Here is a 25328-nt window from a genome sequence, read left to right on the forward strand (position 1 = left end):
AGTACTGCGTCCGCGATGGGAGGCGTCCAATGGCGTCGAAGAGCCTGACGGAACTGATCGCTCAGGCGGATCAGCGGGGCCTGGCCGCGAGCGGACTCGCGTGTCTGGACCGCTGCCTGCCGCTGCTCGCGTCCGAGGCGGACGCCCTGCGTCCGCTGTGGGCGGGGCTGGTGGACGGCGAGGAGGACTGGTCGGGAAGGCTCGCGGCGGCCAGGGAGGCCATGGAGGGCGCGGACGCCGCGGACGAAGCGGCCGTTCTCGTACGGCAGATGCTGGGCGCCGCACCCTCCGAATGGGAGGTGGCCCCGCTGCGGCAGTGGGCCGACGAGTGCTCCGTGGCCGCGCTCGAACTCCACCACCGCTTCGACGGCGGCACCGGCGCAGACGCGGCGGAGCTGCTCAAGCGCTGCCGCGAGAGCGAGCCGGACTGCGCCGGTCCGCTGGTCACCGGTGAACTCCGCCGGCAGATCCAGATCCTGGAGATCCTGGCGGAGGCGGACGTGCAGAGCGGTGGTCTGCGTGCCGCGCTGGATGTGTCGACCGAGGGGCAGCGGGTGCTGCGTGCGGCCCTCTCGCGCCGCGCGCGCGTCAAGAAGTGACGTGCGGGCGCTGAGTGCCGACGCGCGGGGCGGGCACTCGGGCTCGGGCGGGCACTCGGGCTCGGGTGTGCACTCGCGCTCGGGGTGGGCTCCGCACCCTGGGCTCCGCACCCTGGCCGAGGATGGGTTCTGTGGGTGAGTTCTGCGGGTGGAAGGACGACCGGGGCCGCCACCCCCCACAGGAGAGGCCCCGGTCGTCGTTCGCCGGGGCCGCAGTGCCGCCCCGTACCTCTTTCAGCGCCGTGCGTGCGTTTTCTGTCACACCCCGCAGTGGCGGCAAGTTGTTGCAGGTTGTACGAGGCAATGGACGTGACCCCCAAGAAGGACGTAGCGTGCTGATTCGCGCAGGGCGGCGCGGCAGTGGTGACCAGCTGCGATTCGGAACAGGTTGAGGTAGTGCTGGGGGACGACGCGGAGCTGACCGCCGCGGTGCTCGCGGCACAGGACGGGGACGAAAGTGCCTTCCGTACTGTGTACCGCGCTGTGCACCCGCGGCTGCTCGGCTATGTACGCACTCTTGTCGGCGAGCCGGAGGCCGAGGACGTCACATCCGAGGCCTGGCTGCAGATAGCCCGCGACCTCGACCGGTTCAGCGGCGACGCGGATCGTTTCCGGGGCTGGGCCGCACGGATAGCACGCAATCGTGCCCTCGACCACATACGGATGCGCGGCCGCCGGCCCGCCGTCGGCGGGGACGAGAGCGAACTGACCGGCAGGCCCGCCGAGTCGGACACCGCTGACGAGGCCATGGAGTCCCTGTCCACCGGCAGCACCATGGCCCTCATCGCGCAGTTGCCGCAGGACCAGGCAGAGGCCGTCGTACTGCGTGTCGTGGTCGGCCTCGACGCCAAGAGCGCGGCCAAGACGCTGGGCAAGCGGCCCGGTGCCGTACGGACCGCGGCCCACCGTGGACTGAAGCGGCTGGCCGAGCTGCTGGGTACCGAAGGCGCGTACGGTGCGTACGGCGCGGACGACGCGGCGGCCCTGTCGGAGGGCCTGTCGGAGGGCCTGGACGATGCCGGCCCGGACGATGTGTGCACGGACGCAAACCCCACGGATCGCGGGCCGGATCTCGGTGCCGTACCGCCGCAGCGCGGCCCCAGGCCGGGCGCGACGGCTCCCGCCGGTGTGACGCATTCACGCCTGCGGACGCAGAAGGACATGTGATGGCCGACGAGCGGTACGAGTGGCTCGACAAGGAAGCGGCGGAGCGACTGCTGCGCGGTGAACCTGTCGAGGCCGCTGACGAACACGCCCGTCGCCAGGCCGCGCAGCTCTCCCGCGCACTGCACCGCGCGGGCCGGGCCAGGTTCGAGGACGACGGCGAGATGCCCGGCGAGGCCGCCGCGATGGCCGCCTTCCGCAAGGCCAGGGCGGACAGCGCCGCACCCGCGGGCGACGCCCTCGGAACGGTACGCCTGGCCGGCCGCCCCGTACGCACCCTGCGCTTCGGCCGTCCGGTGCGCTTCGGTATCGCCGCGGCGGTGGCAGGCTGCGCGATCGGCAGCGTGGCGGTCGCCGCGGGTACGGGCGTACTGCCCACCCCCTTCGGCGGCGGCGGCAATCCGCTGCCCGCGTCGTCCGTCTCGGCGGCGGCGACCCCGGGGCCGCTCGTCTCCGAGCCGCCCACCGACGGGGGAGCGCTCACTCCCCCGCAGACGCCGGGCGAAACCGCTGCGCCGCCGGTGACGCCGCCGACGAGCGAGGAGACCGGGACCGAGCCGGGCGGGGAGAGCGGCAGTACGACCGGAGAGCCGAGCGACGACCCGGGCTCGCACGAAGGCGGCTCCGACGGGAGCTCCCGCGAGCGGAACCGCGACCTGTTCCGCAAGACGGTCGACGCCTGTCGTGACTACCGCAGTGGCCGTATCGCCCCGGAGCGCAAGCAGCGGCTGGAAGCGGTGGCCAAGGGACCCGAGCGGGTGGAACGGTTCTGTGACCGGCTGCTGCGCGGTGGCTCCCAGGGCAGTGGCGCAAGCGGAAGCGACGGCGACGGCAGCGGCGGCCGCGACGAGAACAACGACGACGAGGGCGGCGGCGGAGAGGACGACGGCCGCTCCGACTCCGACGGCGGCGGGGCGGGCGGGTCGGCCATGCCGCCCGTGTCCTGGCTGCCGGCGCTCGGCGCGCCCGCTGCCGACCGGGGCGAGAGCGTTCCCGGCGCTTCCCCCAGCAGTCCAGTGCGCCTGTCTTGACCTGCGTTTTCTCAACACTGCCGATCAGGTGTGACGTTTTTTGAGCCGGTGACGCAGTAGAGAGTGAGCCGACTGGTCATCGGCTGCGCCAGAGCCGGGGTTCCCCCCGTACCTACGGCTCGGCGCACATGGCGCGGGCGGGACACGTTCCCCCGGTCCCGCCCGCGCCGCTCTCTCCTTCGATCCCCTCGGCCACGTCGATGGTTGCGATCACCAGTAGATGTTGCGATCACCAGTAGATGACGACCTTGTCGCCGTTGCCGACCTGCGCGAAGAGCGAGGCGATCTTCCCCTCGTCGCGGACATTGACGCAGCCGTGCGAGGCGCCGTTGTAGCCCCGGGCCGCGAAGTCCGAGGAGTAGTGCACCGCCTGGCCGCCGCTGAAGAACATCGCGTACGGCATGGCCGTCTTGTAGATCGTCGAGACATGGTGCCGGGACTTCCAGCCCACGTGGAACGTGCCCTCGCGGGTCGGGGTGTACTGCGATCCGAAACGCACATCCATCGTCGACAGGACCTTGCCGTCGATCATCCACGAGAGCGTGCGGGTGGTCTTGCTGATGCACAGCACCCGGCCCGTCATGCAGCGCGGGTCCGCCTTGCCCGACGGCTTGTTGACGGTCGTGCCGTTCAGCTCGTCGCGCGTCGGCTCCGTCGTCATACCGAGCAGCTTCTGCCAGGTCACGGTGTCCGTCGCGCCCGTCGTCGGCAGGCCGCGCTTGCCCTGGAAGCCCTTGACGGCGGCGGTCGTCACGGGGCCGTACGTGCCGCTCGGAGCGCCGTCGAACCAGCCGATCTGCGCCAGCCTGGCCTGCAGCTCGCGTACCTGACCGCCCTTCGAACCGCTCTCCATCACGATGGTGGGCGCAGGAGCCGGTGCAGGAGTTTCGGCGGACGTGCCGGGCGTCGGCTTCCCGGCCGGCTTCCGGGACGGCGTGGCCGCATCGGACGGGGACGGCGTGGCCGCGCCCCCCGCGGGCGAGGCGGTGCCCGGTTTGGCGTCGGTCTTCTTCGGGGGGCCGGTCACCGCCTGCGCGGTACAGCCGGCCGTCACGGCCAGCACGGCCGCCGCTGTGAGTGATCTGCGTATGGCGGAATTCCGAAGCATCTTCGCCCCCCTGAATCTTCTGTGTCCCTAGGGACAGATTCCCGCTCTGCCCGGTTGCGCAATCCCGCGCATTATGAGGAACAAGCGAGCAAAGGGCTGTGAGCAAGGTCCCAGTGAGCGGGACTCCACCCGCCTGGCGGCCGCCGATACAGTCCCTCGCGAGGTTTGTTACCAGTCAGTAGATCTAGTGGGAGGCACACACTCATGGCGCGCGAGTCCGAGTCGGGACTGCCCATCGAACCGGTCTACGGACCGGGTGCTCTGGAGGGCTGGGATCCGGCCGACAAGCTGGGCGAACCCGGCGCGTACCCCTTCACCCGCGGTGTCTACCCGACGATGTACACCGGCCGCCCCTGGACCATGCGCCAGTACGCGGGCTTCGGCACCGCCGTCGAGTCCAACGCCCGCTACAAGCAGCTCATCGCCAACGGCACGATGGGCCTGTCGGTCGCCTTCGACCTGCCGACCCAGATGGGTCACGATTCGGACGCGGAGATCGCGAGCGGCGAGGTCGGCAAGGTCGGCGTCGCCATCGACTCGGTCGACGACATGAGGGTGCTGTTCGACGGGATCCCGCTGGACAAGGTCTCCACCTCGATGACGATCAACGCCCCGGCCGCGCTGCTGCTGCTGATGTACCAGCTGGTCGGCGAGGAGCAGGGCGTCCCGGCGGACAGGCTCACCGGCACCATTCAGAACGATGTGCTCAAGGAGTACATCGCCCGCGGCACGTACATCTTCCCGCCCAAGCCCTCGCTGCGGCTGATCGCCGACATCTTCAAGTACTGCCGGGCCGAGATCCCGAAGTGGAACACCATCTCGATCTCCGGCTACCACATGGCGGAGGCCGGGGCCTCGCCGGCGCAGGAGATCGCCTTCACCCTCGCCGACGGCATCGAGTACGTCCGTACCGCCGTCGCCGCGGGCATGGATGTCGACGACTTCGCTCCGCGGCTGTCCTTCTTCTTCGTCTCGCGCACGACGCTCCTCGAAGAGGTCGCGAAGTTCCGCGCCGCGCGACGCATCTGGGCCCGGGTGATGCGCGACGAGTTCGGGGCGAGGAACCCCAAGTCGCTGATGCTGCGCTTCCACACGCAGACGGCCGGGGTGCAGCTGACCGCCCAGCAGCCCGAGGTGAACCTGGTACGCGTGGCCGTGCAGGGGCTGGCGGCGGTCCTCGGCGGTACTCAGTCGCTGCACACCAACTCCTTCGACGAGGCGATCGCGCTGCCGACCGACAAGTCGGCCCGGCTCGCCCTGCGCACGCAGCAGGTCCTGGCGTACGAGACCGACGTCACCGCCACCGTCGACCCGTTCGCCGGTTCGTACGTCGTCGAGAAGATGACGGACGACGTGGAGGCGGCGGCGCTGGCGCTGATGGAGCGGGTCGAGGATCTGGGCGGCGCGGTCAACGCGATCGAGCACGGCTTCCAGAAGGGGGAGATCGAGCGGAGCGCGTACCGCATCGCGCAGGAGACCGACAGCGGCGAGCGCGTCGTGGTCGGCGTCAACCGCTACACGCTGGACGCGGAGGAGCCGTACGAGCCGCTGCGCGTCGACCCGGCGATCGAGGCGCAGCAGGCCGAGCGGCTGGCGAGACTGCGGGCAGACCGGGACCAGGTGGCGGTCGACGCGGCGCTCGCCGCGCTGCGGGAGGCCGCGGAAAGCACGGACAACGTGCTCTATCCAATGAAGGACGCGCTGAAGGCGCGGGCGACGGTCGGCGAGGTGTGTGACGCGCTGCGGGGGGTGTGGGGGACCTACGTGCCGAGCGACGTGTTCTGAGCCGCCGACTCGGCCTGGCCCGGCTCAGCCTGGCCCGGGTCGGCCCGGCCTGGTTCCGCCTGGCCTGGTTCCGCCTGGCCTGGTTCGACCCGGCTCGGCTCGGTTCGCCCCGGCTCGTTGCCGCGTGGCCCGGCTGCAAGCCCGGCCCCGGCCGGCCCCGAGCCCGGGCCGGCTCGTTGCGGCTGTCGGCGGGTCGTGACGCGGTTCGTCGGAATCTTTCCTTCCGCGATGCGAAACGCCACGGCGGAGTGTCGTACCTCTGTGCGACACTCCGCATCATGCTGGGCGTTACCGATCTTCCGACCTATCTCGCAGGCCTTGTCCTGATCATTCTGCTGCCGGGGCCGAACTCGCTGTACGTGCTCTCTGTCGCCGCCCGCCGAGGCGTGCGCACGGGCTATACCGCAGCCGCCGGTGTGTGGTGCGGCGACACAGTGCTGATGGTGCTCTCCGCCGCGGGCGTCGCCTCGCTGCTCCAGGCCAACGCGCTGCTCTTCGGGATCGTGAAGTTCGCGGGCGCCGGGTATCTGACCTGGCTGGCGATCGGGATGCTGCGCGCGGCGTGGTCGCTGTGGCGCAGCCGCAAGGAGCTGACGGGCGAACAGGCCGCTGCCCCGGCCGACGGGTCCGGCGCCGAGCGGCCTTTCCGCAGGGCCTTTGTGATCAGCCTGTTCAACCCCAAGGCGATCCTCTTCTTCATCGCCTTCTTCGTGCAGTTCGTCGACCCGGCGTACGCCTATCCGGCGCTGTCCTTCGTGGTGCTCGGCGCGCTCGCCCAGCTGGCGAGCTTCCTCTATCTGACCCTGCTGATCTTCACCGGCACCCATCTGGCGTCCGCCTTCCGCCGTCGCAAGCGCCTCTCGGCGGGCGTGACGTCGGCGGCCGGTGCGCTCTTCCTCGGCTTCGCGGTGAAGCTCTCGCTCAGCAGCACCTGAGCAGGTACTCGGCAAGACCGGCCGCATCCTCGCCCGCCCAGCCGACATGGCCGTCGGGGCGGATCAGGAAGAGGCCCTTTCCGTACGGCTCGTACGCGCCGATCCGGTGCGGGTGCACCCAGTCGCGCTCCAACAGGGGCAGTTCGGCGTCCGTGCCGACCGCGAGCAGGGTGAAGTGCGGGCCCCGGAAGAGATCGAAGAGCCGCCGTCCATCGGGCAGCGGGCCGTCCGGGGCGCGGTCGCCCGCCTCCAGTGCGCCCGCGCCGCCCAGGGCGAGCGGTCCGCCCCGGTAGCCGAGTCCGAGCTGCATGGTGGCCGCGCCGCGCTGCTCTTGGCCGCGGTGGATGCGGGTCGAGAGACCCAGCATCTGTTCGGCGACGGGCTGCCGCTCCTGCTCATAGGTGTCCAACAGCGCTTCGGGCGCGCCGTGGCGCAGCACCTGACCGAGCTTCCAGCCGAGGTTGTAGACGTCCTGGACGCTGGTGTTGAGGCCCTGCCCGCCGGCGGGGGAGTGGATATGGGCGGCATCACCCGCGAGGAACACGCGCCCTTCGCGGAAGCGGTCGGCCATGGCGGCGCGCGGCCGGAAGTCCGAGGACCACAGCACCTCGGTGATGTCGTCGGCGGCCAGGTGGGTGCGGGCGGCGACCAGTGCCCGTATCCCCGCGGGCGAGAGGTCCGGCTCGCCCTGCGTGAACTGACAGACGAGCTGGAAGTCGTCGGTGCCCGGAAGCGGGCAGACGGAGAGATGGCCGGAGCCGTCGCCGGGGAAGATGTGCCAGTTGAGCCGGTCCAGCGCGGGGATGCGGACATCGGCCACCAGCATGGGTGCGGGGTCGACACTCTCGCCGGTCATGGCGATGCCGAGGATCTTGCGTACGGTGCTGCGGCCGCCGTCGGCCGCGACCGCGTACGCCGCGCGCACCGTCCGTGTCCCGCCCGTCCCCGTCGAGAGCTCCGCCGTCACTCCGTCCGCGTCCTGCTCGATGCCGGTCAGGGCGGTACCGAACGCGACGGCGCCGCCCAGCTCCGTCAGACGCGTATGGAGGATCTGCTGGGTGCGCCACTGCGGGAGCAGCCAGGGCTCGCCGTACGGTTCGGCCTCCGTGGGTCCGGGGCGCTCGAACATGTCGTACTCGCCGTGCCGGCTGCCGTCCTGCCAGATCATCCCGACCGGGGCCTTGCCGCCCGACGCCACGACCGCGTCCACGACGCCGAGATCGTCGAAGACCTCCATGGTGCGGGGCTGGATGCCCTTGCCCCGCGAGCCGGGGAAGAGGGAGCCGGACTGTTCGACGACGAGGGCGCGCACGCCGCGGCGGGCCAGATCACAGGCGAGGGCGAGCCCGGTGGGCCCGGCGCCGACGATCAGCACGGGGCTTTCCTTAACGCTGTTAAGTTCCATGCCCAGAGGGTGGCCTTAACGCTGTTAAGTTGTCAAGGCGGGGCCGGCGGAAAGGGGGGTGCCTCTATGTCCTTCGTCAAGCCTGAGCAGGTCATGCGGTGGCTGTCTCGGGGGTGCGGGATTCGTAGAAGGTGCCGTCGCGGAGCATGGCGAACAGCACGCTGATGCGGTGGCGGGCGAGGCGGAGCAAGGCCTGTGTGTGGGTCTTGCCGCGGGCTCTTTGCCGTTCGTAGTAGGTGCGGGAGGCGGGGTCGTGCAGGGCGGCGAACGCGGAGAGGAACATGGCCCGTTTCAGGAGCCGGTTGCCTGTTCTGGGGGCGTGTTCGCCGTGGATGGAGGATCCGGAGGACCTCGTTGCCGGGGCGAGGCCGGCGTAGGAGGCAAGGTGGGCGGCAGTGGGGAACGAGGTGCCGTCGCCGATGGTGACCAGCAAGGTGGCGGCGGTCCTGACACCGACTCCGGGCATCGAGGTCAGGACCTGGGAAAGAGGGTGCGACTCAAGCAGCTCGCCGATCTGGGCTTCCAGAGCGCGTCGTTGTTCGTGGACGGCGGCCAGCGAGCGGGCCAGCGAGGGCACGACCACGTCCAGGGTGCCGGTGCCCGGGACCACGACGGTCTGTTCGTCGAGCGCGTCGAAGATGTCGTCCACCAGGCGTTCGGCCATGCGCGGGGCCTTGGGCCGTATCAGGTTCACGAGCCTGCGGCGTCCGGCCTTACGCAGGGCGGCGGGCGAGCCGAAGCGTTCCAGCAGGTGCGTCACAGCCTGGTGGTCCAGGCGGGGCCCCAGTACTCGCTCCAGGCTCGGGTGGAACTGGGTGAGCAGGCCGCGGAGCCGGTTGCTGGTGCGGGTAGCCTCGGCGGCGAGGTCCTGGTCGAAGCCGGTCAGGACGGTAAGCTGGGCCGCGGTCTCGTCGGCCAGTTCCAGGGCCCGCAGGGTGTGAGGCATGGTGCGGGCGGCGTCCGCGATCACGTGCGCGTCGCGGGCATCGGTCTTGGCCTCACCGGGATACAAATCGGCGATCCGCCGCATCGCCAGCCCTGGCAGGTAGGCCACGTGGCAGCCGGCGTCCCGGGCCACCGCGAGCGGCAGGGCGCCGATCGATGCGGGCTGGTCCACGATGACCAGCACGCGGCCGAACCTGGCCGTGAGCTTGTCGAACACGGCCCGCAGTTTCGGCTCGCTGTTGGGCAGCCGCTTGTCGTAGACGGTCTTGCCGCCCGCTGTCAGGCCGTGGCCGTGGTGGTCGCCCTTGCCGACGTCCAGGCCGAGGAAGACCGCGATTTCACCGGTGTCGAGCACCGCACCCCCCGAGGGTGGTCGTTCCGTCCCGGCCTCACCCACCGGCACCGAGCGCGCGCATCCACGTTACGCAGACCTGCCACCCTTCAACGGCCGGGCGTTGCGCTCGGCCGGGTGACGGTCGGGCCTCTCATCAGCGGTCAGACGGTGCCCCGGACCCGGTGACACCACCCCCCAGGTCATCGCTTCGACAGGGGGCAACAGTCATGCCGGGCCCGGAGGCCAGGAGCCCCGTTTCAGGGCCACGAAGAAAGTAACGGGGGCTAGGTTGGCACCGTGGCTACGGAACGACTCGACCGGACCCGAGTGGCGCGAACCGCCCTGCGCCTGCTCAACGAAGTGGGCCTCGAAGGGCTGACCCTGCGCGCCATCGCCAGGGAGCTCGACGTCAAAGCCCCTGCCCTCTACTGGCACTTCAAGGACAAGCAGGCGCTGCTCGACGAGATGGCGACCGAGATGCTCCGCCGGATGGCGGCGGACACCCAGGAGCGGGGACCGGCCGCCGACTGGCGGGAGGGGCTCGCCGCGGCCATGCGGGGGCTGCGTGACCATCTGCTGCGCTACCGCGACGGCGCCAAGGTCTACAGCGGCACCCGCTTCACCGACACCAGCTATGCCGGTCCGATGGAGGCTCATCTGCGCATGCTCACCGAGGCGGGCTTCACCCCGGCGGCGGCGGCCCGCGCCTGGTTCACCGCGTACAGCTACACGCTCGGATACGTGATCGAGGAACAGGCGATGGGGCCCGACCCGGCCACCGGCGGGGAAGGGTACGACCTGGCGGCCCGAGCCGAGCGCCTCGCGGAGTACCCTCTCGCGGCAACCGCGGGGGAGGAGATCTTCCGGGGCCACGACGCGGGCTTCGAGGCCGGGCTCGCGGCGCTGGTGGCGGGCATCGGCCAGGTGCTGCGGTAGCCCGGGGCCGTACGCCCGGTCTCCAGCCCCACCGGCGCATTGCGGCGCGGGGCGGCCGGGGCCGAAGCCTCGGCAAGAGGCTCGGGCCCGACTCCCTCGACCGACGCCCCGGCAGGAGAGCCCCCGGCGTGCGTCTCAGCCGGACCCGGCAGGAGCCTCGGCGCTCTCGCCCCCGGTGTCTCAGCCGGCGCTCCGGGAGGAGCCCTGGTGTCCTCGCCACCCAGTAGTGCCTCAGGCGGACCCGGCAGGAGCCCCCGGCGCCCGGGCGAGAGCCCCGGCCCGGTGCACCCGCCTCAGCTCAGCGCCACCCGCTTCAGCCCAGCGCCACCCGCTTCAGCCGCCGTGCCCGCCGCACCACCCGGCGTACGGCCGCACCCCGCGGCACCGGAACACCACCCGGCAGCCCCAGCACCGTCAGCCGCCGGCGCTTGAAGTAGCGCAATGTGGCGGAGTGGAGGCTACGGCTCAGATAGCTCTCGGCCGCCGGCCGCAGATCCGGCCTGATCTGCGGCTGCATCGCGAAGCCGACCGCGCTCAGCAGGCCGGTCACCGTCTCGTCGGCCTCCTTGGGCGTGCCCGCCCCGCCCTCCGCGAGATCGGGCAGCAGAGCGTCGACGATGGTCAGCGGCACGCGGTTGCTGTTCTGGTACGGCGTGAGGCGGTCCAGGAGCGGCTCCGTGCCGATACGGGCCACAGGGATGCCGTAGAACGTGCTCGCCGTGAACAGCGCCGTCGAGAAACAGCCGGCCACCAGGGCCGGGCGCAGCTGCCGGTAGAGCACCTCGGCGAGCAGCGGCATGTCCAGGACCGTCAGTTCGGCGTCCAGCGACTCCGCCTCGCGCTGCAGGGCGCGCGACCAGGACGCGGGGGCGGTGGGGTGCGGTTTGAAGACGATCCGGCGGTGGCCGAGGGCGACGGCTCCCCGGAGCATGCGGAGATGGAGGGCCTCTTCCTCCTCGGGCGTGAGGATGCCGAGCGCCGCGAGGTACTGGCCGAGCAGCAGCGCCGGACCCTCCTTGACGGACGGCACCGCGTCCGCCACCGCGTCCGCCACCGCGTCGGACAGCTCGTCGACGACCTTGACGAAGGCCTCAGTGGGAACGATCCGCGGCTCCGCCCCGAACTCCTCGAGGAGCAGCGGCTTCAGTCCCGGGACCAGGTCCAGATGGAACAGTCGCCGCACCCTCTCGCCGACCAGCGGGTCGATCTTGTTGCGGGTGGGTCCGTAGCTCATCAGCCCGTCGGCGTACACATCGAGCGTCGCGTCCGGGAAGAGCTGTGCGATGGCGAGTGCCGGATTGACCTGGATGGACTCGACGGCCAGCTCGATCCGGTCGTCACCGAGGTCCCACAGCAGCCGCAGATACCGCTCCCACATCGGGGCGTCGTCCCCGCGCGGGGCCCAGCCGCCCGGATGGAAAGGGGAGATGGCCTCGTTCCAGGAGAGCACCCCGTCGAACCGGCCGCGCAGCCGCTCGAAGCCCGCCATCTCGTCGAGTGCGGGCGTGGTCTCGGGCGTCGTCGCGTTGTTGGACACGAGCAGCAGCCGCCGGTCCGCGGGCGTGAAGCAGCCGCTGTCGATCGCGGCGGCCAGCGTGGTGGCTCCGTAGAGGGAGCCGGCGAAGAAGATCTGTGTCGTACGCATCAGGCCGCTGCCTCCGCGGAGAGGGGGGCGAGCCGGCGGCGCAGCTTGCGCAGCCGTGACGCGCGCTCGATGTCCATCGAGTCGAGCGCCTCCTTCAGTACGTCCTGGGGCATCCGCTTCAGCGCCGCGGCGCTCATCGAACGCAATTTCCGCGCCACGGAAGGTTCGAACCTCTCCACTGATCCCAGGTGGTGGGAAATAACGGCACAGTATGTACGTACGGCCTTCGGCAGCAGCCGACCGGAATCCGGATCCTTTGCCGTTTCTTCGAGCACCTGGTCGAATGCCCGGATGAAATCGAGCTGCCGGATGTCTCCGATCTGGGTGAGGGACGAGGCGACTCCTCGCCGGTAGAAGATCCCCAACTGGCTGATCGCGGCGAACGATTCGGCCTCGCGGTGCAGGCGCCAGATCCACGGCCGGTCCTCGGCGGTGCGCAGCCCGTGCGTGAAGTGCAGCAGTCCGCGGTCGGCGAGCCGCCGGTGGTACATCCCGGCCCAGGCGTACGGATAGTCGACGCCGGTCGACCGGTCCGCGGGCAGGATCGCGTCGCGCGGCCGCAGCACCTCGCCGCGCCGGCCGACCGGCACGCGGTGGACACTGCGCGCCCGGGCCGTGCACTGCACATGGTCGGTGCGGACGAAGTCGCAGCCCAGATCCTCGATGGCCGCCAGCAGCCGCTCGTAGTGGCCGGGAGCCAGCCAGTCGTCGCCGTCGAGGAAGGTCAGATACTCCCCGCTCGCGGCGTCCAGACCGGTGTTGCGTGCGGTGGCGAGCCCGCCGTTCTGCTCATGTCTGAGCAGGCGAGCCCCCGGAATCTCACGCTCCGCGCGCTCGAGGATCTCAGGGGTCCCGTCCGTCGAACAATCGTCGACGAGCAGGAACTCGAAGTCCTCACGGGCGTTCGCGCGGAGGCTTCTGAGGGTGTCGGGGGCGTATGTCTGCACGTTGTAGAACGGCACGATGACGGAGAGCTTAACCACCTACGAGAGGCTAGGGCGCGGCCCGGCATTCGTATTGAAGCCGGGAGGGATGGAAGGTGAACGCAGGGCGTCGACTTTGTTAACCAGGTTCATTCCGGGGCCTTATCCCCATCCGTAGATGCTCTGTTAACCCGTTGTTGTGGTCGCGTTGGGCCGTGAATCGGAATGGCTTTCTAACGTCCTCGACGTGCCAACAAGTACCAGCAAGGCCGTACGGATCGCCGTACTCGCCGACTCCGACACCCGGTGGAAATGGGGTGCGCTCACCGCGCGCCGTATCACCCCCCACCCCTCCGTAGAGCTGAGCGGCTTTCTGCTGCGCGGCCGGGCCACTCCCACGGCCCGCCAGCTCGCCGAGGTGGGTGTGAGTGCCGACGATCTGCGCGAGGTCACCGGGAACGAGTTCCTGCGGGCGATGAAGGACGAGCAGTACGACGTGGTCGTGCTCGCCCTCGTGGGCGGCGCGGTCCAGGCCGTGCTGCACGGACTCGCCGCGCTGGGCCCGTCCCGCCGGCCCGTCGTCGTCACCGGCTATGTCGGCGTCGTCTACGAGAAGCTCGCCGACGGACTGCTGCTGCGGCACGGCGCGGACGTCGTTCTCGCCAATTCCCGCCACGACGCGGACCGCTTCCGCGCGGTGTACGAGGGAGTGGGCGCCGACGCCTCGTCCGTCACCGAGGCCGCGCTGCCCTTCCTCGGCGGCACTCCGTACGAGGCGAGGGACGACCGCGACACCGTCGTCTTCGCCGCCCAGCCCTCCGTGCCCGAGACCCGCGCCGATCGCACCTATCTGCTGCGGCGCCTGGTCGAGCACGCCCGTCTGCACCCGGGCCGCGAGGTGCTGCTGAAGCTGCGCTCCAAGCCGGGCGAGCACACCACGCACCTCGAAGAACTCCCGTACCAGAAGCTCGCCGACAGGCTGCCGGGCGGACTGCCGCCCAACTTCAAGCTGGTGTACGGCCACATGGGCGAGGTCCTCGACCGCACCGACCTGCTGGTCACCGTGTCCTCGACGGCAGCCCTGGAGTCCCTGCACCGGCGCATCCCCACCGCGGTCCTCTGCGACCTCGGTGTGCGCGAGGCGCTCGGCAACCACCACTTCCTCGGCTCGGGGCTGCTGACCTCGTGGGACCAGCTGGACGGCGGTCACCGCCCCGCCCCCGACCCCGAGTGGCTGGCCCGGCAGGGCGTCGCCGCCGACGGTTCGTACGACACGGCATTCGACGCGGCCCGCAAGCGCGTCACCGAGCTGCTCGAACAGCCGGTGCTTCCGGCGCTCGCGCCCTACTACACCCCGTCCACCGCGCCCGGCTATCTCCCCGCGCTCCTCGCCCGCCACCACCTCGCCCCCGACGGCACCCCCCTCCAGGGCGTGACCCCGAAGGCCGAGATCACCGGCATCCGGCGCGTGGTGCGCGACGCGGTCCGGGAGGCGGCGCGCGGCGCGTACCGCCATGGCGTCCAGCGCGTCGCCCCGGTGATCCGCCGGATGGGCGAGCTGTGACCCCCGCCCGGCCCGCCGCCTCCCCTCCACTCCCGTCCTCAGGAGCGCAGATGACCGTACTCGCCGTGATCCCAGCCCGGGGCGGCTCCAAGGGCGTACCGGCCAAGAACCTCGCCGCCGTGGGCGGCGTGCCGCTGGTCGCGCGCGCCGTGCGCGAGTGCCTCGGCGCCCCGCTCGTCACCCATGTCGTGGTCTCCACGGACGCTGCGGACATCGCCGCGGCGGCCCGGACCGCCGGCGCCGACGTGGTGCTGCGCCCGGCGGCGATCGCCGGCGACACCGCCACCAGCGAGGCGGCCGTGCTGCACGCCATGGACGCGCACGAGGCCGAGCACGGCTCGCCGGTGGACGTGGTCCTGCTCGTCCAGTGCACCAGCCCCTTCCTGGCCCGCGAGGACATCGAGGGCGTCGCGTCCGCCGTCATCGAGGGCGGCGCGGACAGCGCCGTGACCGTCGCCCCCTTCCACGGCTTCGTCTGGCGCGAGGAGGACGGCGACAGCCCGGTCGGCGAGACGGCCGCCCACGCCGCCCGGCACGTCGGCGGCTCCACGGCGGTCCTCGCCGACCCTGCCACCACGACCGGCTCGGGCTACGGCGTCAACCACGACGCGTCCTTCCGGCCGCGCCGCCAGGACCGGCCGCAGGACTTCCTGGAGACCGGGGCCGCGTACGCGATGTCCGCCACCGGCTTCCGGGAGGCCGGGCACCGGTTCTTCGGCCGCACCGCGCTCGTACGCACCGACCCGGCGCGCGTCCTCGAGATCGACGACCCGCACGACCTGGACCGGGCCCGCGCGCTCGCGCCCCTGCTGGACGCCGCCGCGCTCCCCGCCCGCGAGGACATCGACGCGGTCGTCATCGACTTCGACGGCACCCAGACCGACGACCGGGTCCTCATCGACGCGGACGGACGCGAGATCGTCGCCGTCCACCGCGGCGACGGCCTCGGTATCGCCCATCTGCGCAAGGCCGGCCTGGAGCTGCTCATCCTCTCCACCGAGCAGAACCCGGTCGTCGCCGCCCGCGCCAGGAAGCTCAAGATCCCCGTTCTGCACGGCATCGACCGCAAGGACCTCGCACTGAAGCAGTGGTGCGAGGAGCGCGGAATCGCGCCGGAGCGGGTGCTCTACGTCGGCAACGACGTCAACGACCTCCCGTGCTTCCACCTCGTCGGCTGGCCCGTGGCCGTCGCGAGTGCGCACGGATCCGTACGTGCCGCCGCGCGTGCCGTCACTGCCACACCCGGCGGCGAGGGGGCGATCCGCGAGATCGCCGCCTGGCTCCTCGGCCCGACGCTCAACACCCCGCTCGAAACCACCCCTGAAACCACCCCCCTTTCCCCCGAGAAGTAAGGAACCACCCCCCATGAGCACGTCCCGTCTGCGCACCCTCGGCAACAAGACCGCGGGCCCCGGTCACCCCGTCTACGTCACCGGCGAGATCGGCATCAACCACAACGGCGACCTGGACAACGCCTTCGCGCTCATCGACGCCGCCGCCGACTCCGGCTGCGACGCGGTCAAGTTCCAGAAGCGCACCCCGGAGATCTGCACCCCGCGCGACCAGTGGGACATCGAGCGCGACACCCCCTGGGGCCGGATGACGTACATCGACTACCGTCACCGCGTCGAGTTCGACGAGACCGACTACCGCGCGATCGACGAGCACTGCAAGAAGCGCGGGATCGACTGGTTCGCCTCCCCGTGGGACACCGAGGCCGTCGCCTTCCTGGAGAAGTTCGACGTCCCCGCCCACAAGGTGGCCTCCGCCTCGCTCACCGACGACGAGCTGCTGCGCTCGCTGCGCGCCACCGGCAAGACGGTGATCCTCTCCACCGGTATGTCGACGCCGAAGCAGATCCGGCACGCGGTGGAGGTGCTGGGCAGCGACAACATCCTGCTCTGCCACGCCACCTCGACGTACCCGGCCAAGGCCGAGGAGCTCAACCTGCGCGTCATCAACACCCTCCAGGCGGAGTTCCCGAACGTCCCGATCGGCTACAGCGGCCACGAGACCGGTCTGCAGACCACCCTGGCCGCGGTCGCCCTCGGCGCCGCCTTCGTCGAGCGCCACATCACCCTCGACCGCGCCATGTGGGGCTCCGACCAGGCCGCCTCCGTCGAGCCGCAGGGCCTCACCCGCCTGGTCCGTGACATCCGCACCATCGAGGCCGCGCTCGGCGACGGCGTCAAGAAGGTCTACGACTCCGAGCTCGCCCCGATGAAGAAGCTGCGCCGCGTCGCGGGCGTCGTCGCGGAGGCCGGCGACCTTGAGCCGGCCGCGGTCTGACGGGCTTTCCGCGGTGAGGCGTCTGTCCGAGGGCCGCGTGCCCCCGCAGCCGCTCCACGGCGGGCCCTCGGGCCCCCGGTCCCACAAGCAGGCCAGCGGGCTGGCCGACCCGGCATCTTGGGGTGAATCACAGTGAACCTCGCTTTCGTCGAGAGTCCGGTCCAGCTCCTGAACGTCCTGGAGTGGGCCCATGCCAGGTCGGGAGCGCCGCTGCCCGGCCTCCCGGCCCAGCCGGCCGGCTCCGTGCCGGCCCGGGCGAACGACCTCACCGTGGTCGTTCTGTCGCCCACCGACCCCATGTCGCGGGGCCAGCTGCGCCGGATGGCGGAGCTGGCCCGCGAGGAGGGGTTCACGGTCCGCTGGCAGGAGGCGCGCGGCGGGGCGGGCGCGCCCCTGCGGACGATGCGCGAGCTGGGCCCGATGCTGCACCGGGCCGAGCGCATCGTCATCGGGGACCCGTTCTCCCGTTACGTACAGCTCCTGCTGACCATGGTCCGCAGCAGGGATCTGACCGTGGTCGACGACGGCACGGCGACGATGGAGTTCGTCGCCCAGCTGGCGCGCGGCGAGAGGCTGGTGCGCTGGCACCGGCGCGGCCGCCGCGGCCTGCGTGAGCTGGTGCTCGCGCCGGTCACCTTCCTGGCCCGCCGCCGGCTCACCCCGTCGCGGGCCCGCCATGTCGAGGTCTTCACCTCGATGCCGGTGGAAGCGCCGCCGGGCATAACGGTCACCGCCAACGACTTCGCCTGGACCCGCTCCCGCTTCGGCCCGCCGACGATCACCCGGGGCGCGGATCTCGTCGGTACGTCGCTGGTGGAGACGGGGGTCGTCGACCCGGAGCAGTATCTGGAGGCGGTCGCGTACCTGGCCCGTACGCACGGCGCCACCCGCTACTTCGCACACCGCCGCGAGAGCGCGGACAAGCTTCACCGGCTCGCGGCAGTGACCGGCCTGGAGATCGTCCGCCCGGATCTGCCGCTGGAGCTGATCGCCCGCCGTGGCCCGATCGGGCGTACGGTCCTCAGCTTTCCCTCCACGGTGGTCCACACTCTCCCGCTCGCCCTCGCCGGCACGGGGATCAGGGTCGCGGTCTGCGACATAGCCCCGGAGTGGCTCAGGGACACCGCGTCCCCGCGCGCCCAGGGCTTCCTGGCGGGGGTGACCGGCACGGCCCGCGACGTCCAGCATCTGCCCGCGCCCGTGTGAGCGGGCCGGGCTAGGCTGGATCCACGGCCCGGGCCGCACCGGACCGCAAGGAGAAGATCAACTCAAGCCCGAAGCTGCGTGAGCTTACCCACTACAACTAACAGCTATGCGCCGTGCGGCCAGCTTTCTTTCCCCTATGAGGCTGAAGTTTTGTTGATCGCACGTTAGTTGGCCCACCCAGGGGCCTACTCTTCAACGGGTGAACCAGTTGATGTCCCGCGAGTCCGAAGAAGCCGACCTGCCCGGCAAAGACGTACTGCCCGGCACGCTGTCCGACGGTCTGCGTGCCGAACTGATCGCCTTCCGCCGGGACTTGCACATGCACCCCGAGCTCGGTAATCAGGAGTTCCGTACGACCGCCGCGCTCAAGGCCCGCCTCGAGCGGGCGGGGCTGAGCCCCCGGGTGCTCTCCGTCGGCACCGGACTCATCTGCGACATCGGCAGCTGGGACGGCGTACGTCCCCTCTTCGCGATCCGCGCCGACATCGACGCGCTCCCCATCCCCGACACCAAGACCGGGGTCCCCTACCGCTCCACCGTCCCCGGCCGGGCGCACGCCTGCGGGCACGACGTGCACACCACCACGGTCCTCGGTGCCGGTCTGGTGCTCGCCGAGCTCGACCGGCAGGGCCTGCTGCCGCAGCCGGTCCGGCTGATCTTCCAGCCCGCCGAGGAGGTGCTGCCCGGAGGCGCGCCCGACGCGATCGAGTCCGGGGTGCTGGAGGGCGTGGGCAAGATCATCGCGGTGCACTGCGACCCGCGGGTCGACGCCGGAATGATCGGGCTGCGGGCCGGCGCCATCACCTCCGCCTGCGACCGGCTCGAGGTCACCCTCGACGGCCCCGGCGGCCACACCGCCCGCCCGCATCTGACCACCGATCTGGTCACCGCGGCCGCGAAGGTCATCACCGAGGTCCCGGCACTGCTCGCCCGCCGCGTGGACGCGCGCTCCGGCCTCGCCATCACCTGGGGCCGCATCGAGGCGGGCCACGCCTGCAATGTCATCCCGCAGCACGCCGAGCTCTCCGGCACCGTCCGCTGCCTCGACCTGGCCGGCTGGCGCGCGGCCCCGGACCTGGTGCACGCCGCGATCGACGAGATCGCCACGCTCCACCGGGCCAAGTCGCAGATCAACTACATCCGCGGGGTCCCGCCGGTGGTCAACGACCCGGCCGTGACCGAGCTGCTGCGCGACGCGCAGGCCGCGCGCCGCGGACCGCAGGCGATCGAGGACACCGAGCAGAGCCTCGGCGGCGAGGACTTCTCCTGGTACCTGGAGCACGTCCCGGGGGCGATGGCCCGGCTCGGCGTCCGTACGCCGGGTGAGGCGACGCGATGCGACCTGCACCGCGGCGACTTCGACGCCGACGAACGCGCGATCGAGGTCGGTGTGGAGCTGTTCACCGCGGCCGCCCTGCTCGACGGCGGGCGGGTGCACTGAGCGACGCCGCCCCGGTGGACCGCACCGGCGGACCACCTCCTCCTTCCCCCTATGTGGTTGTCCGGTTGGTCGATTCGGGTGACCTCGTGGCGTGTTTTTGATCTTGACGTCACTGTGATGGGGCCCACTGGAGGGCGGGGATCGAATGCGCCGGGTTTCCGCTCAGTGGCGCAATGGTTGCAGTCAGGTGAGCGAACGCCTCGATCCGGTAACGACTGATGAACGGGTCTTTAACTGACATCTACGCGCGTTACGATCGCGGCAAAACCAGCGCCAGAAGAGGCGCTTTCGGTCAGTCTTGAAGGGACCCCTCCTCTTGCGCCGGGTATCCAAGATCACAGCCGCGTGTATTGCCACCGCGGCCCTCGCTTTCACCGCCACCGCGTGTGGCGAGTCGTCCTCCGAGTCCGCAAGCTCCGAGGGCAAGCTCAAGATCGGCATGGCCTACGACGTCGGTGGCCGTGGCGACAACTCCTTCAACGACTCCGCGGCCCGCGGTCTCGACAAGGCCAAGGACGACCTCAAGGCCGAGACCAAGGAGCTCACCGCCAAGTCCGGCGAGACGCCGGCCGACCGTGAGACCCGTCTCGCCTCGCTCGCCGACGGCGGCTACAACCCCGTCATCGCCGTGGGCTTCGCGTACAAGGACGCGGTCGACAAGGTCGCCGGCAAGTACCCGAAGGTCAACTTCGGCCTGGTCGACTCGGTTTCCGAGGCCAAGAACGTCGACAGCATCATCTTCACCGAGGAGCAGGGCTCGTACCTCGCCGGTGTTGCGGCCGCGCTCAAGTCCAAGGACGGCAAGGTCGGCTTCATCGGCGGCGTCGACCTCCCGCTCATCAAGAAGTTCGCTGCGGGCTTCGAGCAGGGCGTCCTGGAGACCAACCCGAAGGCCTCGGTCCAGATCCAGTACCTGACCACCGGATCCGACCTCTCCGGCTTCGGCAGCCCGGACAAGGGCAAGGCCGCCGCCAAGGGCATGCTCGACAAGGGCATCGACGTCATCTACTCGGCGGCGGGCGGTTCCGGTGCCGGTGCGATCGAGGCCGTGGCTGCCAAGCAGGGCGCCTGGGCGATCGGCGTCGACTCCGACCAGGCCAAGGACCCGGCCCTGTCGAAGTACGCCGCCTCGATCCTGACCTCCGTGGTGAAGAACGTCGACACCGGCGTCTACGAGCTGTCCAAGTCCGTCAAGGACGGCAAGCCGCTGACCGGCACGCACAGCTACTCGCTGGCCGAGGACGGCGTCAGCCTCACCACCACGGGTGACCACCTCAAGGACATCCAGGCCAAGATCGACGAGGCCAAGAAGAAGATCGTCGACGGCACCATCAAGGTGAAGACCACCACCTGATCGTCCCGATGACCGGGGCCCGTGGGTTGCGGCTTCCGCCGCTCCCCGCGGGCCCCGAATCACGTACTGCCTCCGGCAGTTGAACAATTTGGCGACGCTACGCGCGTAGCGCTGTTCCGAACGCGGTAATTTTCGCCACCACCGCCCCCGCTCCCTCCGCTCCTGCCTAGGAGAGTGCGCCATCAAAGCGTCCAGCAGTCCCCATGCCGTAGAGCTCCGCGGCATCACCAAGCGATTCCCCGGAGTCGTGGCCAACCACGACATCGACATCACCGTGCGCCGCGGCACCGTCCACGCCCTCGTGGGTGAGAACGGTGCCGGCAAGTCCACTCTGATGAAGATCCTTTACGGCATGCAGAAGCCGGACGAGGGCACCATCGCGGTGGATGGCGAGCAGGTCTCGTTCCACAACCCCGGCGATGCCATCGCCCGCGGGATCGGCATGGTGCACCAGCACTTCATGCTCGCCGACTACCTCACCGTCCTCGAGAACGTCGTTCTCGGCTCGGAGAAGCTGTACGGCATCGGCGACCGGGCCCGCGCGAAGATCAAGGAGATCTCCGACGCGTACGGCCTCAACGTCCGGCCCGACGTCCACGTCGAGGACCTCGGTGTCGCCGACCGGCAGCGCGTGGAGATCCTCAAGGTCCTCTACCGCGGTGCCCGCACCCTGATCCTCGACGAGCCGACCGCCGTACTCGTCCCGCAGGAGGTCGACGCACTCTTCGACAACCTGCGCGAGCTCAAGGCCGAGGGCCTGACCGTCATCTTCATCTCGCACAAGCTGGGCGAGGTGCTGTCGGTCGCCGACGAGATCACGGTGATCCGCCGCGGTACGACGGTGGGCAGCGCCGACCCGAAGACCGTCACCACCAAGCAGCTCGCCGAGCTGATGGTGGGCAGCGAGCTGCCCTCCCCGGAGACCCGCGAGTCGACGGTCACCGATGTGCCGATGCTGACCGTCGAGGGCCTGCGGCTGACCGCCACGGACCCCGACGGCGTCGTGCGCTCGGTGCTCGACGGCATCGAATTCACCATTCACAAGGGTGAGGTGCTGGGCATCGCCGGTGTCGAGGGCAACGGCCAGTCCGAACTGGTCGAGGCCATCATGGGCATGCGCAGCCCGGACACCGGCGCGCTCTTTCTGGACGGCGACGACATCTCGCACACCCCGACGCGCAAGCGCCGTGAGGACGGCATGGCCGTCATCCCCGAGGACCGCCACCGGCACGGACTGCTGCTCGAAGCCCCCCTGTGGGAGAACCGGATCCTCGGCCATGTCACCGAGCGCCCCAACAGCAAGGGCGCGCTCCTCGACCTGAAGGCCGCCCGCAAGGACACCGAGCGGATCGTGCGCGAGTACGACGTCCGTACCCCCGGCATCGAGGTCACCGCGGCTTCGCTCTCCGGCGGCAACCAGCAGAAGCTGATCGTCGGCCGCGAGATGAGCCACAACCCCAAGCTGCTGATCGCCGCCCACCCGACCCGTGGTGTGGACGTCGGTGCGCAGGCGCAGATCTGGGACCAGATCCGCGCCGCGCGCCACGAGGGGCTTGCGGTGCTGCTGATCTCTGCCGACCTCGACGAGCTGATCGGTCTCTCCGACAGCCTGCGCGTCATGTACCGCGGCCGCCTGGTCGCGGACGCCGACCCCGCCACCATCACCCCGGAGGAGCTGGGCTCGGCCATGACCGGCGCGGCCACCGGCCATCTGGAGGCCCCGGCCAACGGTGACGCCGACGGTGCCGCCGACAGCGACAGCGACAGCGACACCGGCCGTGACGCCGACAGCGACCCCGCAGACGGGGGAGAGGACCGATGAAGAAGTTCGACAAGGAGCGGCTGCTCCTGGGGCTCGCGGCCCCTGTACTCGCGATCGTTGTCGCGTTCCTGGTGACGGCCGCAGTGCTGGCCGCCACCGGCAAGGAGCCGTTCAACGCCTTCGGCATCATGTTCGACTACGGCTCGAAGTCGGACAGCCAGGTCTACATCCTGAACAAGGGAACGACCTACTACCTCGCGGGTCTCGCGGTGGCCGTCGGCTTCCGGATGAACCTGTTCAACATCGGTGTCGACGGCCAGTACCGCCTGGCGGCCTTCTTCGCCGCCGCGCTCGGTGGCGCACTGACCCTGCCCGGTGCCCTGCAGATCCCGCTGATCATCCTCACCGCGATGATCGTCGGCGCCATGTGGGCCGGTATCGCCGGTGTCCTCAAGGTCACCCGCGGTGTCAGCGAGGTCGTCTCGACCATCATGCTGAACGCGATCGCCACCGCGATCATCGGCTATCTGCTCCAGGTCGACCGCCTCGGTCACCTGGACGAGGCCGGTACGAAGATCTCCACGAACCCGATCCCGGAGTCCTCGCACTTCTTCGAGTTCCCGACCACGCCGACCCCGGTCTGGGGCTTCATCGTGGTCGCGGCCGCCGCGGGCATCTGGTACTGGTTCACCCTGTCGCGCACCCGCTTCGGCTTCGACCTCCGTACGGTCGGCCAGTCCGGCTCCGCGGCCGAGGCCAGCGGCGTCAACGTCAAGAAGATGGTCGTCACGTCCATGCTGATCTCCGGCGCCATGGCCGGTCTGATCGGTATGCCGACCCTCCTCAACGACTCCTTCGAGTACAGCGGTGACTTCCCGCTCGGTATCGGCTTCACCGGTATCGCGATCGCGCTCCTCGGCCGTAACCACCCGATCGGCATCGCGCTGTCCGCGCTGCTCTGGGCCTTCCTGGAGCGTGGCGCCGGACAGCTCGAGTTCGAGGGTTACGACAAGGAGATCGTCGGCGTCATCCAGGGCGTGATCGTCCTGTGCGTCGTCATCGCGTACGAAGTCGTGCGCCGCTACGGCCTCAAGCGCCAGCAGCGGCAGGTCGGCGAGAAGCTCGCCGCCCAGGCCCGTCACTCCGACCAGCAGGAGGTGTCGGCGTGAGCGCCACGGCGACTTCCACCCCGCCGCCGCCCGCGGCCCCGAAAGTGGCCGGCGGCAAGGGCGGCCGCACCCGCCTCTCCTTCCCCGTCATCCTCCTGATCATCGCGGGCGCCCTGCTCGCGCTGTCCGCGGTACGGGCCATCACCGGTGCCGAGGACCTCACCGGGGCCGGCCAGATCAGCGCCTCCCTCTCACTGGCGGTGCCGATCGGTCTCGCCGGTCTCGGCGGTCTGTGGGCCGAGCGGGCCGGTGTGGTCAACATCGGTCTCGAAGGCATGATGATCCTGGGCACCTTCTTCGGCGCCTGGGCCGGCTGGCAGACCAACCCCTGGATCGGTGTGCTCGCCGGTGTACTGGGCGGCATGTTCGGCGGTCTGCTGCACGCGGTCGCCACGGTCACCTTCGGCGTCGACCACATCATCTCGGGTATCGCGATCAACATCCTGGCGGTCGGTGTCACCACCTACTTCGCCAAGCTGTGGTTCAACACCGGTGAGGCGGCGGAGAAGGGCGGCAGCCCCAAGCAGTCCCCGCCGGCCGAGGACATCACCTCGGTGACCGTTCCCGGCCTCTCGGACTGGCTGGCCGACATCGAGAAACACCACTGGTTCTTCGTCTCGGACCTGGCGGGCATCCTCGGCGGCCTGGTCACCAATGTGTCGCTGCTGACGATCATCGCCGCGTTGCTCATCATCGGCACCTACTTCGTGCTGTGGAAGACCGCGTTCGGTCTCCGGCTGCGCTCCTGTGGTGAGAACCCCATCGCCTCGGAGTCGCTGGGCGTCAACGTCTACACGTACAAGTACATCGCGGTGATCGTCTCCGGCGGTATGGCCGGCCTCGGCGGCGCCTTCCTCTCCCTGGTCACCTCGCACATCTACAACGAGGGCCAGACCGGCGGGCGCGGCTACATCGGCCTCGCCGCGATGATCTTCGGTAACTGGCGGCCGGGCGGACTCGCCATGGGCGCGGGCCTGTTCGGCTTCGCGGACGCGCTGCAGCTGCGTGCCGGCGGCCAGTCGGTCCACGCGCTGCTCCTGCTGCTCGCGGTGCTGCTCCTGGGTCTCGCGCTGTGGAAGCTCTACCGCAAGAGCTACCTCACGGCCGCGATCAGCGGGGTCATCGCCGCCGCTGTGCTGGTGTGGTTCCTGAGCACGGACACCGTGCCGACCGAGTTCGTCACCGCCACTCCGTACGTCGTGACGCTGCTGGTCCTCTCGCTCTCCGCGCAGCGGCTGCGGATGCCGAAGGCGGACGGTATGCGCTACCGCAAGGGCCAGGGCAAGTGACGGCGTCCGTCGACTGGGACGCCCTGCGCGAGCGGGCACGCGAGGCGATGACGCATGCCTACGCCCCCTACTCGCAGTTCCCGGTCGGCGTGGCCGCGCTGGTCGACGACGGACGCATCGTGGTCGGCTGCAACGTCGAGAACGCGTCGTACGGGCTCAGCCTGTGCGCCGAGTGCGGCCTCGTCTCCCAGCTCCAGGCGACGGGCGGGGGCCGGCTGACCCACTTCACCTGTGTCGACGGGGCGGGGGACATCCTCGTGCCGTGCGGCAGGTGCCGGCAGCTGCTGCTCGAATTCGGCGGCCCCGAGCTGCTCCTCGAGACCCCGGAAGGGGTTCTCGGTCTCTCCGAGATGCTGCCGCAGGCATTCAGCCGGGAACACCTCGGCTAGTCGGCGCAGCGGCCCTCCCGTTCCGACGGGAGGGCCGCTGCGCTCACTCCTCTCA

At 70.5% G+C, this 25328-nt stretch carries 21 protein-coding genes; 16 read left to right on the forward strand and 5 right to left on the reverse strand.

Translation table 11 applies throughout. From position 1 onward, the window contains the following. Positions 1-29: 29 nt before the first annotated feature. From OG883_RS03070 to OG883_RS03080, 3 genes are all read left to right on the forward strand, one after another. Positions 30-599: a hypothetical protein gene (locus tag OG883_RS03070; RefSeq protein WP_266534593.1), complete on the forward strand. Its 570-nt coding sequence runs from the start codon at positions 30-32 to the stop codon at positions 597-599. A 396-nt stretch (positions 600-995) separates the two neighbouring features. Further along, on the forward strand, positions 996-1766 hold the full coding sequence (locus OG883_RS03075; protein ID WP_266534596.1) for an RNA polymerase sigma factor: 771 nt from the start codon (positions 996-998) through the stop codon (positions 1764-1766). After that, entirely contained in the window at positions 1766-2794 is a 1029-nt protein-coding gene (locus OG883_RS03080; protein WP_266534598.1) for a hypothetical protein, read from the forward strand. The genes OG883_RS03075 and OG883_RS03080 overlap by 1 nt, the downstream gene beginning before the upstream one ends. Before the next feature lie 229 nt (positions 2795-3023). Here OG883_RS03080 and OG883_RS03085 read toward each other — a convergent pair whose 3' ends face one another. Beyond that, positions 3024-3902, reverse strand: coding sequence for a L,D-transpeptidase family protein (locus tag OG883_RS03085; RefSeq protein ID WP_266534600.1), 879 nt, complete (start codon positions 3900-3902; stop codon positions 3024-3026). A gap of 204 nt (positions 3903-4106) precedes the next feature. Between OG883_RS03085 and OG883_RS03090 the strand changes: the two genes are divergently transcribed. Together OG883_RS03090 and leuE are read left to right on the forward strand one after the other, a co-directional pair. Beyond that, entirely contained in the window at positions 4107-5687 is a 1581-nt protein-coding gene (locus tag OG883_RS03090; RefSeq protein ID WP_266534603.1) for a methylmalonyl-CoA mutase, read from the forward strand. A gap of 278 nt (positions 5688-5965) precedes the next feature. After that, positions 5966-6622, forward strand: coding sequence for a leucine efflux protein LeuE (leuE, locus tag OG883_RS03095; protein ID WP_266534605.1), 657 nt, complete (start codon positions 5966-5968; stop codon positions 6620-6622). Here leuE and OG883_RS03100 read toward each other — a convergent pair. Together OG883_RS03100 and OG883_RS03105 are read right to left on the reverse strand one after the other, a co-directional pair. Next, complete coding sequence (locus OG883_RS03100) at positions 6609-8027, reverse strand: FAD-dependent monooxygenase (RefSeq protein ID WP_266534607.1); 1419 nt, start codon at positions 8025-8027, stop codon at positions 6609-6611. The genes leuE and OG883_RS03100 overlap by 14 nt on opposite strands. A 91-nt stretch (positions 8028-8118) precedes the next feature. Further along, positions 8119-9327 carry an IS110 family transposase gene (locus OG883_RS03105; protein WP_266534610.1) on the reverse strand — a complete coding sequence of 403 codons (1209 nt, stop codon included), beginning with the start codon at positions 9325-9327 and terminating at the stop codon, positions 8119-8121. Positions 9328-9603: 276 nt separating this feature from the next. On the opposite strand from OG883_RS03105, the gene OG883_RS03110 reads away from it, so the two are divergent. Further along, on the forward strand, positions 9604-10242 hold the full coding sequence (locus OG883_RS03110) for a TetR/AcrR family transcriptional regulator C-terminal domain-containing protein (protein WP_266534613.1): 639 nt from the start codon (positions 9604-9606) through the stop codon (positions 10240-10242). 313 nt (positions 10243-10555) lie between these two features. Here OG883_RS03110 and OG883_RS03115 read toward each other — a convergent pair whose 3' ends face one another. Further along, positions 10556-11887 carry an alpha-2,8-polysialyltransferase family protein gene (locus tag OG883_RS03115; protein ID WP_266534615.1) on the reverse strand — a complete coding sequence of 444 codons (1332 nt, stop codon included), beginning with the start codon at positions 11885-11887 and terminating at the stop codon, positions 10556-10558. Next, positions 11887-12870 carry a glycosyltransferase family 2 protein gene (locus tag OG883_RS03120; RefSeq protein ID WP_266534618.1) on the reverse strand — a complete coding sequence of 328 codons (984 nt, stop codon included), beginning with the start codon at positions 12868-12870 and terminating at the stop codon, positions 11887-11889. The genes OG883_RS03115 and OG883_RS03120 overlap by 1 nt, the downstream gene beginning before the upstream one ends. 187 nt (positions 12871-13057) lie before the next feature. Between OG883_RS03120 and OG883_RS03125 the strand changes: the two genes are divergently transcribed. The 10 genes from OG883_RS03125 to OG883_RS03170 all read left to right on the forward strand — a co-directional run bounded on the left by OG883_RS03125 (position 13058) and on the right by OG883_RS03170 (position 25273). Beyond that, on the forward strand, positions 13058-14374 hold the full coding sequence (locus OG883_RS03125; RefSeq protein ID WP_266534621.1) for a DUF6716 putative glycosyltransferase: 1317 nt from the start codon (positions 13058-13060) through the stop codon (positions 14372-14374). Between the two features lie 50 nt (positions 14375-14424). Continuing rightward, complete coding sequence (locus OG883_RS03130) at positions 14425-15726, forward strand: acylneuraminate cytidylyltransferase (protein ID WP_266534623.1); 1302 nt, start codon at positions 14425-14427, stop codon at positions 15724-15726. Positions 15727-15739: 13 nt separating this feature from the next. Continuing rightward, positions 15740-16663 (forward strand): N-acetylneuraminate synthase family protein, encoded by a 924-nt coding sequence (locus OG883_RS03135; protein WP_266534626.1) that lies wholly within the window; start codon positions 15740-15742, stop codon positions 16661-16663. A 132-nt stretch (positions 16664-16795) separates the two neighbouring features. Continuing rightward, positions 16796-17869, forward strand: a complete 1074-nt coding sequence (locus OG883_RS03140; RefSeq protein WP_266534628.1) for a hypothetical protein — start codon at positions 16796-16798, stop codon at positions 17867-17869. Between the two features lie 211 nt (positions 17870-18080). Continuing rightward, positions 18081-19310, forward strand: coding sequence for an amidohydrolase (locus tag OG883_RS03145; protein WP_266541188.1), 1230 nt, complete (start codon positions 18081-18083; stop codon positions 19308-19310). 316 nt (positions 19311-19626) lie between these two features. Continuing rightward, positions 19627-20664: a BMP family protein gene (locus OG883_RS03150; RefSeq protein WP_266534630.1), complete on the forward strand. Its 1038-nt coding sequence runs from the start codon at positions 19627-19629 to the stop codon at positions 20662-20664. 181 nt (positions 20665-20845) lie between these two features. Beyond that, a complete protein-coding gene (locus tag OG883_RS03155) occupies positions 20846-22486 on the forward strand; it encodes an ABC transporter ATP-binding protein (RefSeq protein ID WP_323180918.1) in 1641 nt (546 codons plus the stop codon). Continuing rightward, complete coding sequence (locus OG883_RS03160) at positions 22483-23595, forward strand: ABC transporter permease (protein ID WP_266534633.1); 1113 nt, start codon at positions 22483-22485, stop codon at positions 23593-23595. Before OG883_RS03155 ends, OG883_RS03160 begins: the two co-directional genes overlap by 4 nt. Beyond that, a complete protein-coding gene (locus OG883_RS03165; protein WP_266534634.1) occupies positions 23592-24884 on the forward strand; it encodes an ABC transporter permease in 1293 nt (430 codons plus the stop codon). The genes OG883_RS03160 and OG883_RS03165 overlap by 4 nt, the downstream gene beginning before the upstream one ends. Further along, positions 24881-25273, forward strand: coding sequence for a cytidine deaminase (locus tag OG883_RS03170; RefSeq protein WP_266534636.1), 393 nt, complete (start codon positions 24881-24883; stop codon positions 25271-25273). The genes OG883_RS03165 and OG883_RS03170 overlap by 4 nt, the downstream gene beginning before the upstream one ends. The last annotated feature ends 55 nt before the right edge of the window (positions 25274-25328 follow it).

Source organism: Streptomyces sp. NBC_01142 (assembly GCF_026341125.1).
GTDB lineage: Bacteria > Actinomycetota > Actinomycetes > Streptomycetales > Streptomycetaceae > Streptomyces.

Coding starts and splice junctions, on each gene's coding strand:
- OG883_RS03070 (WP_266534593.1), top strand. CDS start 30: ATGGCGTCGAAGAGCCTGACGGAACTGATCGCTCAGGCGGATCAGCGG.
- OG883_RS03080 (WP_266534598.1), top strand. CDS start 1,766: ATGGCCGACGAGCGGTACGAGTGGCTCGACAAGGAAGCGGCGGAGCGA.
- OG883_RS03085 (WP_266534600.1), bottom strand. CDS start 3,902: ATGCTTCGGAATTCCGCCATACGCAGATCACTCACAGCGGCGGCCGTG.
- OG883_RS03090 (WP_266534603.1), top strand. CDS start 4,107: ATGGCGCGCGAGTCCGAGTCGGGACTGCCCATCGAACCGGTCTACGGA.
- leuE (WP_266534605.1), top strand. CDS start 5,966: ATGCTGGGCGTTACCGATCTTCCGACCTATCTCGCAGGCCTTGTCCTG.
- OG883_RS03100 (WP_266534607.1), bottom strand. CDS start 8,027: ATGGAACTTAACAGCGTTAAGGAAAGCCCCGTGCTGATCGTCGGCGCC.
- OG883_RS03115 (WP_266534615.1), bottom strand. CDS start 11,887: ATGCGTACGACACAGATCTTCTTCGCCGGCTCCCTCTACGGAGCCACC.
- OG883_RS03130 (WP_266534623.1), top strand. CDS start 14,425: ATGACCGTACTCGCCGTGATCCCAGCCCGGGGCGGCTCCAAGGGCGTA.
- OG883_RS03135 (WP_266534626.1), top strand. CDS start 15,740: ATGAGCACGTCCCGTCTGCGCACCCTCGGCAACAAGACCGCGGGCCCC.
- OG883_RS03145 (WP_266541188.1), top strand. CDS start 18,081: ATGTCCCGCGAGTCCGAAGAAGCCGACCTGCCCGGCAAAGACGTACTG.
- OG883_RS03160 (WP_266534633.1), top strand. CDS start 22,483: ATGAAGAAGTTCGACAAGGAGCGGCTGCTCCTGGGGCTCGCGGCCCCT.